Genomic DNA, 14,633 nt, shown 5'->3' with positions numbered 1-14,633 from the left:
TTTTACTTTGGGCCACTAGAAATTATTCCTGCTACCAAGTCTCCCATTTGGCTTGTTGATAACTTGTGATCCTGTTCGCCTGCAATATCTATTGTTCTATAACCCTCAGTAATAATTTTGTTTATTGCATTCTCTATTTCATCTGCTTCTTCATGTAAACCAAATGACCATCTTAGCATTAATGAAGCTGACAAAAAAGAAGCCACAGGATTTGCTATATTATGACCCGCAATATCAGGAGCAGAACCATGTATTGGTTCATATAATGCAGGCCTACCTCTTCTTCCCCTTCTTTTACCTGGGGGTGGAGGGGAGGATGCTAAACTTGCAGAGGGAAGCATACCCATAGATCCAGTGATAACCGATGCTTCATCGGATAGAATATCACCTAGACTATTTTCTGTGACAATTACATCGAATTCAGAAGGATTTGTTATTATTTTCATTGCAGCATTATCAGCTAGCATATGTATCAGTTCAACCTCAGGATAATCTCTAGAAACTTCATTTGCAATTTCTCTCCATAATCTTCCGGTTTCTAATACATTCATCTTATCTAAAGAATGTAATCTGTTTCTTCGAGATTTAGCTAATTCAAAAGCAACTCTTACAACTCTAGCAATTTCTTTCTCAGAATATGCTAATGTATCGACAGCTCTTCTACCTCTGGTGCTTGCACTTCGTCTTTTTGGCCTACCGAAATAAAGTCCTCCTGTAAGTTCTCTAACAATTACAAAATCTACTCCATCCAAATATTCTGGTCGTAAAGGACTTGAGTGAATTAATTCAGGATAAACTTTCACTGGTCTCATATTTGCGTATAAACCTAATCTTTTTCTCAAGGCTAAAATTGCATCTTCAGGCCTCACATCAGCACTCGGGTTATCCCACTTTGGACCACCTACTGCACCAAATAAAATTGCATCTGAACCTAAAGCTAAATTCATAGATTCAGAAGGTATTGGATTATTATACTTATCGATGGCAGCACCACCAACTAAAGCATGTATAAACTCAAAATTATGATCAAATTTTCTACAAATAGCTTCAAGAACCTTCATAGACTCTGTAGTTACTTCTTTTCCAACTCCATCACCAGCCAAAACGCATACTCGTGCTTCCATGTTTCCTCCAAAAAATATCCTAACCTCTATTCTATCAATAAATAATAGAATTTTGAATTAATTGATTAATTTTGTAAATTTGTCTCAAACTTTTCTATATCATCTTCGAATTGAAGAGTAATTCCAATATCATCTAAACCTTTTAATATAGAGTCTTTTCTAAACTGATCAAAATCAAAAGGTTCTTCAAATCCATATTCATCTGTAACTTTTTGATTTTCTAGATCAACAGTTAATTTATATTTTTCAAGCTTTATAGAATTAGTCATAAGTGTATCTATTTTATTACTTGATAATTGAACTGTAATAAGACCATTTTGCATACAATTATTCCTAAAGATATCAGCAAAACTAGTTGAAATAATTACCTTAAATCCATACTCATATAGTGCCCAAGGAGCATGTTCTCTACTTGATCCCGAACCAAAATTTGGTCCAGCAACAAGAATTGATGCCCCACTATATTTTGGATGATTCAATATAAAATCAGGATTTGGTACACCGTCTTCAAGATATCTCCAATCGTAGAATGCAAACTTTCCAAATCCTGTTCGTTCAATTCTTTTTAAGAATTGTTTTGGTATTATTTGATCCGTATCTACATTAACTCGATCTAAAGGAGCAACAATTCCTTCATGCTTGATAAATTTTTCCATATTATATAGCCTTTCTAATCATCATTAAGTGGGTCGATTTCTATTGAGCCCTTCTTAATTTTTTTTATTTCTTGCATTTTATAAATTTCTACTACTAACAATAATGTAACTACACACAAAATTCCTAACAATGCTGAAGATATATACATTAATCTTGTAACATCTATAAATTCACTTAAATTTTGAGCATTATAACCCCAAAGTCTTGTAATTGTAGAGGGGTTAAACATGCAACAGCTAAAAAATATTAAAAACCAAATTTTAAGTTTATTTGAAAATATGCTTAATAAAGATTTATTACTAATTTCTAAAATAGAGCTACCTAAATAAATTTCTTTTAGTACTCTATAAATTCTAAAGCTTAAAAATGAACTTGGCAAAAAAATTATTATAAAAATAATCGTATCATTACTAGTTAACCATCTAGAAATAAAAGTAAATAAAAAGTACAAAAAGATACCAAAATAAATCCAAATAATTGATTTTTCTGCGGAAATATTTGTTTGATATTTAAGAGTCTTAATATTTCTGATTGCTCTGTGAAAAAAAGTTCCTAAGGGGAAAAATAATAAAAAGAGTATTATGAATTGAATTATAAATATTATCTGAGAGTTCGATTGTGTTGAATTCATTTCATTTATATAAAATAAACTTTGATCACAAATACCTTCAAGTAATTTTATAGGATCTTTAGAGTTACATGTCAGAAAATTTTCATTTTTAGAAAATTCAATTACAGATTCAAAATTTAAGGTATCTAATGGAGGTATACTTTCAATCCCATCATAAACCCATTCTCTATATGTATTTTCATTATTCCTTTCAACTAAAAATATAAAAATACATAAAATAAAAGATAAAAAGAGTAAAAAAGTAATGATTCTAAGTGGATTAATATTAGTTTCAAAAGAATACTTCTTAAAGAAATTTTCTCTTGCATTTTCAAGTTCTTTTTTTGAACCAAAAATTCTCGTAATCAAGCTAACTTGATTATTTTCATTTTTTACAGACAGCTTTTTTAAGCTAGATGGTTTTTGAAACTTTTTATTATTTTTCAAATTAAAAAAATTCCTACCAATCTCTTACATCAACAAAATGTCCTTCTATCGCAGCTGCTGCTGCCATTTCAGGACTAACAAGATGAGTTCTTCCTCCTTTACCTTGTCTTCCTTCAAAATTTCTATTTGAAGTTGATGCACATCTTTCACCTGGAGCAATAATATCAGGATTCATGCCTAAGCACATAGAACAACCAGATTCTCTCCATTCAAAACCTGAATCTTTAAAAATTTTATCTAGTCCTTCTTTTTCTGCTTGTAATTTAGTTATTGTTGAACCAGGCATTATTTGTGCTCTTACTTTAGGGTGAACTTTTTTACCTTCTACAATTTTTGCAGCATTTCTTAGATCAGTTATTCTGGCATTAGTACATGATCCTATAAAAACTCTATCTAAACTTATATCTTCAATTTTAGTTCCTGGCTTTAGCCCCATATATTCTAAGGCGTTATTACAGGATTGCGATTCTAGAACTTCATCATATTCATCTGGAGATGGAATCGAAGATGATATTGGTAAGACTTGAGAAGGATTAGTCCCCCATGAAACATGAGGTTCAAGATTATCACAATCTACCTCAATATAGGAATCAAATATTGCTCCATCATCAGTACGCAACTGTTCCCATTCCTTTACAGCATTTTCCCATTCTTGACCTTTAGGGACTTGATTTCTTCCTTTCATCCAATCATAAGTTATTTGATCAGGAGCTATCATTCCTGCTCTTGCTCCTGCTTCAATTGACATATTACAAATAGTCATTCTTCCTTCCATTGAAAGATTTTTTATTGCATCGCCAGTGTATTCCATTACATATCCAGTTCCACCAGCTGTACCTATTTGTCCAATAAGCTTAAGAATCATATCCTTAGCAGTCACACCTTGATTTAGGGATCCCTTAAATTCAACTTTCATAGTTTTTGGTTTTCTTTGTCTTAAGGTTTGTGTTGCTAGTACATGTTCTACCTCTGAAGTTCCTATTCCAAAAGCTAGTGAACCAAAAGCTCCGTGAGTTGATGTATGGGAATCACCACAAACTATTGTCATCCCAGGTTGAGTATATCCTTGCTCGGGTCCAATTACATGAACAATACCCTGTTCCTTGTCCCAAACATCAAATAATGCAATATCATTTGTTTTACAATTTTGTCTGATTGTTTCAACTTGTTTTCTTGCAACTTCATCTTTTATTTCTAGAGTTCTTGTATCATCAGTTGTTATATTATGATCAACAGTAGCGATGGTAAGCTCAGGTCTTCTTACTTTTCTATTACTTATTTTCAAGCCTTCAAAAGCTTGAGGCGATGTTACTTCATGTACTAGATGAAGATCTATATACAAAATTACTGGCTGATCTTTGGGTTCTGCAACCAAATGTTTTTGCCATATTTTTTCAAACATAGTAATTTTTGCCATATTTATAATCTCCTTTAATTTAAAGAATTAATAATTAGATATCTATTTATTGCGTTTACATAGGCCTTAGCACTAGCTAAAATAATATCTGTATCAGACCCTTGTCCAGAATAAATAGTTCCATCTTTTTCAATTCTGATTGTCACCTCTCCAAGTGCATCAATACCTTCAGTGACTGAAGAAACAGAAAATTCTGTAAGATTTACGTTTTGTTTAGTAATAGAATCTATAGAGTTACAAACTGCATCAACTGGACCTGTGCCTGATTTTGAAACACTTTCCAATTTCCCATTTGGTAATTCGAGAGTAATTGAAGCAACAGGATCTCTCTTGTTTCCACAAACAACATCAAGATCTAAAACCTTAAATTTTTCTGTTGTATCTAATTCCCTGTGAAATTCACTCATTAGAGACTCTAAGTCTTTATCAGTAATTTCTTTTTTCTGATCAGCTAGATTCTTGAAGCTATTAAAGATTTCTAAAAGCTCATTATCATCGACTTTATATCCTAAATGTTCAAGCCTAGATTTTAATCCAGCTCTACCAGAAACTTTAGTCAAAACAATAGCATCACCTTTCCATCCTACTTCTTCGGGAAGCATTATTTCAAATGTTGTTCTTTCCTTAAGAAATGCGTCTTGATGAATTCCAGATGAATGTCTAAAAGCATTTTGACCTGTGATAGCTTTATTAAATTGAATAGGAAAACCAAATATATTAGAAATCAATCTACTCGAAGGTCCTATTTCTTTGGTATTAATTTGTGTTTCAACTCCATAATGATCTGGTCTTGTTTTAACTGCCATGATTACTTCTTCTAGGGCAGCATTTCCTGCTCTTTCACCCAAACCATTAATGCAACCTTCTATTTGCCTTGCACCATTTTCTAATGCAGACAAGCTATTCGCTACAGCCATACCTAAGTCATTATGACAGTGAACGCTAACAACAGCCTTATTTATATTTGAAACATTATTAAATACACCTGCTATCAAATCTCCAAATTCTTGAGGATTAGTATAGCCTACAGTATCTGGAATATTAACAGTTGTAGCTCCTGCAGAAATAGCATTTTCTAACATCATATATAAATAATCTGGATCTGATCTAGAAGCATCCATCGGAGAGAATTCTACATCTGCAACAGAGTCTCTAGCTCTCTTGACAGCATCTATTGCCATAGACATTATAGATTCTCTGTCTTTCTTCATTTGATGAAGCATATGAATATCAGAAACAGACAAAAATGTATGAATCCTAGGCTTCATAGCACCTTTAAGACAATTGATTGCTGAATCTATATCAGAAGGTACAGCTCTTGCAAGAGTAGCAATAGTTGGACCCTCAATTTCTAGAGCAATTTTTCGCACAGCTGCAAAGTCACCTGGTGAACTAGCAGCAAATCCAGCTTCTATAATATCAACATTTAATTTTTTCAGTTGAGAAGCTATTCTAAATTTATCCTGAGAGGTTAAAGATGCTCCTGCAGACTGTTCACCATCTCGAAGCGTCGTATCAAAAACTAAAAGCTTATCATTCCTATTATTTTCAACCATTTATATACTTTCATTAATTATGTTGTTGATTCTAACCAAGGCATCATAGCTCTGAGTTCCTTACCTATTTTTTCTACAGGGTGGCTTAAATCAGCTTCTCTTAACTCATTATATTTATGTAATCCTTCATCATTTTCAGCAATCCATTCTTTTGCAAATCTTCCACTTTGAATATCATCTAATACATTTTTCATTGATTGCTTAACTGAATCATCGATTATTTTTGGACCTACTGTGTAATCTCCATATTCTGCAGTTGTTGAAACGGAATATCTCATACCTTCTAATCCGCCTTGATAGATAAGATCAACTATTAATTTTAATTCATGTAAAACTTCAAAGTATGCTGATTCAGGCTGATATCCAGCTTCTGTAAGTACTTCAAAACCTGCTTTAATCAATGCGGTTACTCCTCCACAAAGAACAGCTTGTTCACCGAAAAGATCTGTCTCAGTTTCTTCCTTAAATGTAGTTTCTAAAATTCCAGCTCTACCTCCACCTATACCTTTTCCATATGCTAATGCTATTTCATAAGCATTACCTGAATGATCTTTATCGACGGCAATTAGACAAGGTACACCTAAATCTCTTTCAAAAACTGCTCGTACTCTATGACCAGGAGCCTTTGGTGCGATCATTACAACATCTACATCTTCAGGAGGTTTTATTTCTTCGTAAAGAATTGCAAAACCATGTGCAAAAAGTAATATATCACCCTCAGATAAATTATCTTTTATATCTTCATTAAAAACTTTTTTCATAGAAGGATCAGGAATACACAAACTTATTAATTGAGAATTTTTTACAGCTTCTGAAATGTTGAAAACCTTAAAACCATCATTTTCAGCTTTTTCTTTAGACTTAGATCCTTCATATAGACCTATAATGACATCAAAACCAGAGTCTTTAAGATTTTGCGCATGAGCATGACCTTGCGAGCCATAGCCTATAACAGAAATCTTCTTATCTCTTAAAATTTGATCGTTTATATCATTGTCATAAAATAATTTTGCCATTTTTTCTCCTTTAGTTATACTGATCCTGATTCATTATCATCAGAAATATATACGTCTGATTCATCCTGAGTACTAAACTCTCCATCTTCAAAGCCTACTTTTGTAGTTCCTCTAAGTGTAGCAATTCTGCCTGTTCTCATGATTTCCATTATTCCAAATTGATCCAATAGTTCTACAAAAGAATCAATTTTTGATTTACCTCCTGCTATCTCAAAGGTCATATTATTTATTCCTACATCAACTACATTGACTCGAAATATTTTTGATAATTCTAATATTTCAACTCTTTGAGAGGGTTTGCAAGATACTTTTATTAGCGCAAGTTCTCTCCAAACAATATTTTTTTCACTTATATCTGAAGCATCAACAATATCAATTAACTTATTTAGCTGAGACGAAATTTTCATTACTGAATTTTCAGAACCAGCAACTACAAACGTCATTCTAGAAAAACCATTTTTTTCTGAATGACCCACAGCTAAGCTTTCAATATTAACCCCTCTTCTTCTAAACAAACCTGATATTCTGGCAAGTACACCTGGCTTATCATGAACTAGAGCAATAATTGTTCTTCTATGAAGTCCATCATTTTTCATTTATCTTGCTCCTCTTCAATTAGCTGATCAACACTACCTCCTGCAGGTATCATTGGATATACATAATCTACTTTTTCTATTACAAAATCCAGAATCACGGGACCTTGATGATTATTTGCTTCATTTATTGCAGATTGAACATCATCTTGATTTTCAACTCTTATAGCTTTAATACCATAAGCCTCTGCTAGTTTTACAAAATCAGGATTACCAGTATATGTTTCTGCATTTCTTTGGCCTTGATAAAACATATCTTGCCATTGAGTAATCATACCTAAATGATTATTATTTAGAATTGCATACTTTATGGGAAGTTTATTTTCAGCTACTGTTGCTAATTCACCTATAGTCATTTGAAAACCTCCATCTCCACATATAGACCAAACTGTCTGCTGAGGAGATCCAACTTGAGCACCAATTGCACTTGGTATTTCATATCCCATAGTTCCTAAGCCACCGGAAGACAACCAAGTATTGGGTTTTGTAAACTGATAATGTTGAGCAGCCCACATTTGGTGCTGACCAACACCAGTACAAATAATTGCATTTCCTTTGGTTATATCTGATAGAGTCTTAATTACTTGTTGTCCTAGTAAACTCTTTGATTCTGGAATCATAAGGGAGGGATGCTCAGCTTTAATGTGTTCAACTTCTTTTAGCCATTTAGTATGATTTTGAGTATTAAGTTTGGGATTCAATATTTCTAATACCTGATTAATATCTCCAACTATAGGAGCATCTATCTTCACAGTTTTATTTATTTCTGCTGGATCTATATCTATATGAATTTTTTTTGAATTTTTACCAAACCTTTTAGCATTACCAACAATACGGTCATCAAATCTTGATCCAATACCAATTATTAAGTCTGCTTCATCAAGGGCAATTGATGCATAAGCCATACCATGCATACCAGGGAACCCTGCAGATAAAATATGATTTTCCGGAAATGAGGATATACCCAACAAAGTTGTTACGACAGGAATTTGACATTTTTCTGCCAATTCTAAAAGTTTTTCTTCTGCTCTCGAAATTATAACTCCATGACCTGCCAATATGACTGGCTTTTTTGATTCAGTTATAAGATCAATTGCTTTTTCAACTTGAGATTCATCAATTTTAGGATAAGGTTTATATCCAGGCAGATCAACTTTTGAATCTTTTTTGTAGTCATAATTGGCTAATTCATCGTATACATCTTTGGGTATATCAATTAGCACAGGACCTGGCCTGCCAGTCTTAGCAATATAAAAAGCTTCATGTATTATGGGGCCAATATCTGACGCTTTCATCACTAAATAGTTATGTTTTGTAACAGGTAATGTAGCTCCAGTAATATCTGTTTCTTGAAAAGCATCTGTCCCTATTGCTGGCCTGCCAACTTGACCTGTTATTGCTACAACTGGTACTGAATCCATCATCGCTGTAGCTAGACCCGTAATAAGATTTGTAGCGCCTGGCCCTGAGGTAGCGAATGCAACTCCTACTTTACCGGTTGTTCTTGCATACCCATCAGCTGCATGGCAAGCACCTTGCTCATGTCTAGTAAGTATATGTTTAATCTCTGGAAAGTTGTTTAGTGTTCCATACAAGGGTAAAATTGCTCCACCAGGAATACCAAATACGACATTGACTCCCTCTTTAATAAGAGCCTTACAAACTATTTCGCTTCCTTTGAATAAATCTTTTGCCATTATATTCTCCATTACTTAACAAAAAAAACTCGTCCTAAAAAGGACGAGATTACCCGCGTTACCACCTTAATTGCACGAAATCCGTGCCACTTAATTTAAACTTTATCGCAGTCTATTTCGTTTCTTCTTACTTTATTCAGAAGAACCACTCCTAGGCGAGTTCATTAATCTTTAATATTGATTTGCAGAAACCATCAACTCTCTTATTAGAAAAGTATTAACTACTACTCCTGTTCATAGTGTTGATTCTATTATATAACTATATAGATCAAATTGCTATTAATCTGATAAATTACCCAAATGAAAATAAATAAATTAGACATTAATAATGCAAAAGAAATAAAATATTTTTATAATTTTGTGAGTAAAATTCATGATCATGGGCATTCTGATTTCACAAAAGATTTTTTTTTATTTAAAGAATCAATGATAAATAAAAATCTTATAATTTTCTTATCTCATTCTCAAAATTTAATCGATAATTATTTCATGATAGAACAGGAAAAAAAAATAAATAGAACAATAATTAAATCTCTCGATATAAGTAGAATTTTCCAATATGATGAAATTATTAATACTATTGATTTTTCAAACTCTGTAGAAACTGGAATAAGGGATAGTGAAAACTCAAAAATCCTTTCTAATAAAAAATTTATGCCTACTGAAACATATAATTTTATGGAATTAGAAAAAACTAATTATAAGGCTAATAAAGTTAATATTGATGAAAAATTATTTGAAAGAAAAAGTTTTGATATCAAAACTGACTTAGAAAAATTAACTAATTTACAAAATATATGCTTTAAGAATCATCATGGGTACCAAGAGAATAGACCTCAAGATATTCTTAGAGAAATAAATTATATTAAAAAAGATAATAAAAATAACTATATTATTGGATTGATAAATCCAAAAAACGAATGGGTTGGATATGCATGGTCATACTATAACTTAGAAGATAAAATTGGAAAATTATTAATGTGTGGTTCTCTAAAAAATTATAGAAATCATGGCTTAGCTTCAAGTATTGTTAATTTTTCAATAAATCATTTGTTTGAATTAGGTTGTAAAAAAATTAGACTTGAGGTGGATAATAATAATTCTTTTGCAAAAAAAATATACTCTAAGATGGGTTTTAATGAATATGATAATCTAAAGTGGTACGAGCTAACTAAATAAAAATATCAAATGTTTTGCTTAGTACTTTATTCCATTGAAAAGTTCCTACTTTTTCTAGATTAGGTTTGTAAAAATCTTTATTCTCAAAAAATATTTCTAAATTACTAAAATATTCTTGGGAAGTATTTTTTTCTACTAAAATACCTGAGTTTCCATTATCTATGAAATCTTTCATCCTGCCTACCGGAGAAGCTAATACTGGAGTTTTTGTAGCTATGGCTTCAAGACACACCATACCAAATGTTTCTGATCTTGATGGTATTAGTACAATATCAACAGCATTGTAGTAATAATTTAAGTCTTTTTGAGTTAATGATCCTAACCAAAATATTGAGTCATTAATTTTATTCATTTTTAATTCTTCAATAATTTTTTTTTGTTCTAATGATCCTATATCTCCACCCGCAATCAAAAGTTTATAATTTTTACTTTTTATTTTTGATAGTCTCATTACATCTAAGGCTATATCTAATCCTTTTAGGTAATCTAACCTACCTACAAAAAGTATTAATTCATCTTTTTGATGAAAATTAATATATTGTCTTGAATATTGCTTAGACATATTATAAAAAAAATTTTGATTATAACCAGGAGTTGAATCTAAAATTTGAGATTCTAAGTAGCCATAATCTTTTTTCAATAATTCTTTTTCTTGTTTCGAAAAACAAAGTACATAGTCAAAAAAATCAGAAAACATTTTTTCTTCTTCGTATCTGAATTTATCTATTTGATATGTAGGATTATTAACTTTCTTTAGACTTTCAATAGTATGTGATATGTTTATTTTCTTTATTTTGGAAGAATTAAAAAATTTTTTTGCGAATATTCCAGATGTCCAATAATTTGAAATGAGCAAGTCAGTTTTATTACTTACTGAAAAAATCTTAGAATCAGACAAATTAGAATTCTTGGAGTGAATAATATTAAGATTTACATTTTTTTCTAGTAAACAATTTTCATGATAGGAGGTAATAAAATTTACCTTAACTTTTTTTGAGAGTAAGAAATCTACAAGATTATAAAGATAGATACTTAACCCTCCAGATTTTCCAATTCCAATTTTTTGACAATAACAAGAATGTATTGAAAGAACAGTAATATTCATATTTATCATTTTCTTTCAAGATTTATTGAATAAAGCTTTTTATCTACTCCTCCAAGGTCATATTTATATCTCTCATTCCCTCTCATAAAATCAAAAATTTGAAATTTATTTTCAATAGACCTCTTAATTGCAAATATATGGTTTAGTAATCCTGAGGAATGCTTTATGTATTCTGGATCAAATCCAGAGTTGTATAAATATCTAGTGCCATTGAGTACGAAAGAAATAGAACATGCAATAGTTTTATTATTAACTTTTATGTATGAATATAATAATTTTTTATCTAACAAAAATTTATATATTAGATTTCTAAAAAAATTTTCTCTATTTTCATTCATAAAAATTTCTTTTTCATGGGAGCTTAACTTATGTAATCTAATAAATTCATCGGTAATCTCTTTGGCATTTTCTAATGAATCATAGTCACCAGAAATATAACTAAAGTTTTCTTCAAATCTTCTAATTTTTCTCTTAATTTCATGTCTTCGTTTTTTACTGAGTCTAGTAAGATATTCATCCCAAGATTGTGGAAGTGATAAGTAAGGTGCAACATCTTCTTTAGAAATATTGATATTATAATCTTTCAGCATCTTAAGATTTTTTAGTATCTCTGAATTCTCTCTAATAGAGTAGATCCTAAAATTAGAAATTTTTTCTTCAAAAATCTGATCTATTAATTCATTAAAATCTTCAAATTTATTATTTTTATAAAGTATCGCATTATAATCAACTACATCTTTATCACCAATTAATGAAGCCTCTAAATTACAAAACTTAACAGGAATAAAAAAATTAGAATTGAAAAAAATTTTATAATCAAAGTTATCGCCCAAATTTTGAGACCATATTTTTTTCCAAGCTAATAAATCAAATGGCGAAACTTCAGAAGAATTTTCCTCAAAATTCTTCCATATGCTACTGTCTAATTTATCAAATTTCAATTGGATAAAATCCTGCTGATAATATTAGTTGATGAACCAGTAATAATTGCTTTTTTTATTGACTCAGGGCTGGAGCCTGTTTTAATTATTTTTGAACTTAAATACTTTTCAGCATTTTGAGGGTCTTTCAATCCATTACCCGTTAATATACATACTATTATTTTATTTTTTACATCTAAACCATTTTCAATATTTTTCAATAATCCTGCAAAAGATGCAGCAGATGCAGGTTCACAAAAAATTCCTTCATTACTAGCCAAGAGAGATTGAGCAGAAATAATTTCTTCGTCAGAAACTTTCAAAAACTCACCATTAGTTTCTTTGATAGCTAGTTTTGCCAATTCTGAACTTGCAGGATTCCCTATTCTAATAGCACTTGCTAATGTTTTCGGATTTTTAATTATTCTGTCATCAACTAGTGGTGCAGAATTCTTAGCTTGAACACCATAAAGAACTGGTATATTATCAATTTTATTTCTTTCCAAATACTCTTTATAACCCTTGAAATATGAACTTATATTTCCTGCATTTCCAACAGGCATAAATTGATAGTCAGGAGAAACTTTTAGCGTATCAATGATTTCAAAAGAAGCGGTTTTTTGGCCCTCTAATCTAAAAGGATTAATAGAGTTAACAATCTCAAAATCCATACTTTCGGATATTTGTTTGACTGCCTCAAGGGCTTGATCAAAATTTCCTTTAATAGAAACTATTTTTGCTCCATATGCCATTGCCTGCAAGAGCTTACCTACAGCAATTTTTCCACTGGGTATAATAACAATAGTTTCTAGGTTATATCTTGCTCCAAAAGCTGCAGCTGAAGCAGATGTATTACCAGTTGAAGCACAAATTATTTTAGACTTATTATTTTCTATTGCTTTGGCAACAGCTAAAAACATTCCTCTATCTTTAAACGAGCCACTAGGATTACACCCTTCTAACTTAAAATATATCTCAGATTCAAATTTTTTACTAAAATTTACAGACTTAACCAGAGGTGTGAATCCTTCTCCTAAAGAAATACTAGGTGTTGATTTATTAATAGGAAGAAAATCTTTGTAGTGTTCAATTAGAGTTTTTTTCATTTAAAAAAAGTATATATCATTTATTGTTGTGAAGTTTGAATATTATTTTGAAGATTGTCATCACTTTGAATATCTAGAAATTCTGAATTTGAAGCGATAAGAACTTTATTATTTATCCAATTATAGATATCACTATCAATATCCATCCAAAGATTATATTCTTCAGTAAAAGAATTAATAAATTTTTCAAACTCAAAATCCGCTAAAATCTCAAAATTTTTATCATCTATTTCTCTTGCTTCAGAATAATCAGCTATATAGTAAAATGAATATGTTTTTTCAGTTGTATTTCTATAAGGAGTGTCAAGTAATTTATTATATTCAATAATATTGTTCTCATCTAATGAATCAAAAATAATTTTATCCATTTCCTTATCTATACCTCTAGGCATCCAACCTAAATTTCCTTTGGTTCTCAAAACTTCTTTATCTTCTGAATATTCTAATGCTATTTGCTCTATATCCGCACCCATTGTTAGTTTTCTATCTATAGAATTGATTACTGATAGATCAGGTGTTTCAAATACTAATTCATAAATATTAGCTTGAGGTTGAATTCTTGATAAATCTCTAGAAACAACTTCTTTCAACTCTTCTCTAAACATTGTTCTTTGGACATAATCTTTATATTCTTGATCACTTAATCCAGTTTTATTAAGAAATTGACGGTAGGATTCTTCAACATTCTTTTTATATTCTTCTGAATTCCCACTATTACTATCTCCAATGAATCCCATTAAGAATTCTATTCTTTGGTCAACTTGATCATTTGTAACCGTAATCCCATATTTTGGTGCAACTTGATATGCTAATTCTGCCTCAAGAATTACTCTGAGAGCTTCAAATAATGAGTTCCCTATCTCAAATTCAATACCTAAATCTTCACTAATTCTTTGATTAAATCTTATAAATTTTACTACATCACCTCTTGTATACTTAACATCCGCAACTCTAACTGCATCCTGCATTGGAGGTAAAACATAACTATTTACATAGAAGAAAACCAGTATAAAAAATATAATTATGAAAAATGAAAATCCTATATAAAAGAATGGCTTTAAAAAAATCGACTTACTTTTGTTTTTTTCTAAAATTTCAAATCTACTTTGACCTTTAGTTCCTGTAATGCTTCTCTTTCCAATTTCAAAAGAAGTACTAGCTTGATCAGGATCAGAGATTTTTTTATCGTTGACCATAATAAATAAT

The 14,633-nt window shown here is 30.7% G+C and carries 13 protein-coding genes and 1 other annotated feature; of the genes, 1 reads left to right on the top strand and 12 read right to left on the bottom strand.

Annotated features, from left to right (window positions below):
• Positions 1 to 2: 2 nt before the first annotated feature.
• The 8 genes from leuB to ilvB all read right to left on the bottom strand — a co-directional run bounded on the left by leuB (position 3) and on the right by ilvB (position 9,117).
• Positions 3 to 1,124: a 3-isopropylmalate dehydrogenase gene (gene leuB / locus MK083_03345; GenBank protein ID MCH2673486.1), complete on the bottom strand. Its 1,122-nt coding sequence runs from the start codon at positions 1,122 to 1,124 to the stop codon at positions 3 to 5.
• Between the two features lie 65 nt (positions 1,125 to 1,189).
• Positions 1,190 to 1,780 carry a 3-isopropylmalate dehydratase small subunit gene (gene leuD / locus MK083_03340; GenBank protein MCH2673485.1) on the bottom strand — a complete coding sequence of 197 codons (591 nt, stop codon included), beginning with the start codon at positions 1,778 to 1,780 and terminating at the stop codon, positions 1,190 to 1,192.
• Positions 1,781 to 1,794: 14 nt separating this feature from the next.
• Positions 1,795 to 2,838: a hypothetical protein gene (locus tag MK083_03335; GenBank protein MCH2673484.1), complete on the bottom strand. Its 1,044-nt coding sequence runs from the start codon at positions 2,836 to 2,838 to the stop codon at positions 1,795 to 1,797.
• A gap of 13 nt (positions 2,839 to 2,851) precedes the next feature.
• Complete coding sequence (leuC, locus tag MK083_03330; protein MCH2673483.1) at positions 2,852 to 4,255, bottom strand: 3-isopropylmalate dehydratase large subunit; 1,404 nt, start codon at positions 4,253 to 4,255, stop codon at positions 2,852 to 2,854.
• A 14-nt stretch (positions 4,256 to 4,269) separates the two neighbouring features.
• The gene (locus MK083_03325) at positions 4,270 to 5,811 is read right to left on the bottom strand and encodes a 2-isopropylmalate synthase (GenBank protein MCH2673482.1); all 1,542 of its coding nucleotides are present in this window, start codon (positions 5,809 to 5,811) and stop codon (positions 4,270 to 4,272) included.
• Between the two features lie 17 nt (positions 5,812 to 5,828).
• Positions 5,829 to 6,827 carry a ketol-acid reductoisomerase gene (gene ilvC, locus MK083_03320; protein ID MCH2673481.1) on the bottom strand — a complete coding sequence of 333 codons (999 nt, stop codon included), beginning with the start codon at positions 6,825 to 6,827 and terminating at the stop codon, positions 5,829 to 5,831.
• A 14-nt stretch (positions 6,828 to 6,841) separates the two neighbouring features.
• On the bottom strand, positions 6,842 to 7,423 hold the full coding sequence (ilvN, locus tag MK083_03315; GenBank protein MCH2673480.1) for an acetolactate synthase small subunit: 582 nt from the start codon (positions 7,421 to 7,423) through the stop codon (positions 6,842 to 6,844).
• The gene (gene ilvB / locus MK083_03310; GenBank protein ID MCH2673479.1) at positions 7,420 to 9,117 is read right to left on the bottom strand and encodes a biosynthetic-type acetolactate synthase large subunit; all 1,698 of its coding nucleotides are present in this window, start codon (positions 9,115 to 9,117) and stop codon (positions 7,420 to 7,422) included. Before ilvB ends, ilvN begins: the two co-directional genes overlap by 4 nt.
• Before the next feature lie 36 nt (positions 9,118 to 9,153).
• Positions 9,154 to 9,364: a binding site (T-box leader), on the bottom strand.
• 53 nt (positions 9,365 to 9,417) lie between these two features.
• Between ilvB and MK083_03305 the strand changes: the two genes are divergently transcribed.
• The gene (locus MK083_03305) at positions 9,418 to 10,296 is read left to right on the top strand and encodes a GNAT family N-acetyltransferase (protein MCH2673478.1); all 879 of its coding nucleotides are present in this window, start codon (positions 9,418 to 9,420) and stop codon (positions 10,294 to 10,296) included.
• On the opposite strand, the gene MK083_03300 is transcribed toward MK083_03305, so the two are convergent.
• Genes MK083_03300 through MK083_03285 form a run of 4 tightly spaced genes read right to left on the bottom strand, consistent with a single transcriptional unit; the run spans position 10,289 to position 14,623 of the window.
• A complete protein-coding gene (locus MK083_03300) occupies positions 10,289 to 11,410 on the bottom strand; it encodes a glycosyltransferase family 4 protein (GenBank protein ID MCH2673477.1) in 1,122 nt (373 codons plus the stop codon). The genes MK083_03305 and MK083_03300 overlap by 8 nt on opposite strands.
• Positions 11,407 to 12,342 carry a GNAT family N-acetyltransferase gene (locus MK083_03295; GenBank protein MCH2673476.1) on the bottom strand — a complete coding sequence of 312 codons (936 nt, stop codon included), beginning with the start codon at positions 12,340 to 12,342 and terminating at the stop codon, positions 11,407 to 11,409. Before MK083_03295 ends, MK083_03300 begins: the two co-directional genes overlap by 4 nt.
• Positions 12,339 to 13,427, bottom strand: coding sequence for a threonine synthase (gene thrC / locus MK083_03290; protein ID MCH2673475.1), 1,089 nt, complete (start codon positions 13,425 to 13,427; stop codon positions 12,339 to 12,341). The genes MK083_03295 and thrC overlap by 4 nt, the downstream gene beginning before the upstream one ends.
• 20 nt (positions 13,428 to 13,447) lie before the next feature.
• Positions 13,448 to 14,623: a SurA N-terminal domain-containing protein gene (locus tag MK083_03285; GenBank protein MCH2673474.1), complete on the bottom strand. Its 1,176-nt coding sequence runs from the start codon at positions 14,621 to 14,623 to the stop codon at positions 13,448 to 13,450.
• Positions 14,624 to 14,633 lie beyond the last annotated feature (10 nt).

It is taken from the genome of Dehalococcoidia bacterium, from assembly GCA_022451965.1.
In the GTDB taxonomy this organism is placed as follows: domain Bacteria; phylum Chloroflexota; class Dehalococcoidia; order Lucifugimonadales; family Lucifugimonadaceae; genus TMED-70.
Note: the sequence above shows the minus strand (reverse complement) of the source record. Positions and strands in the feature narration are given on the sequence as shown.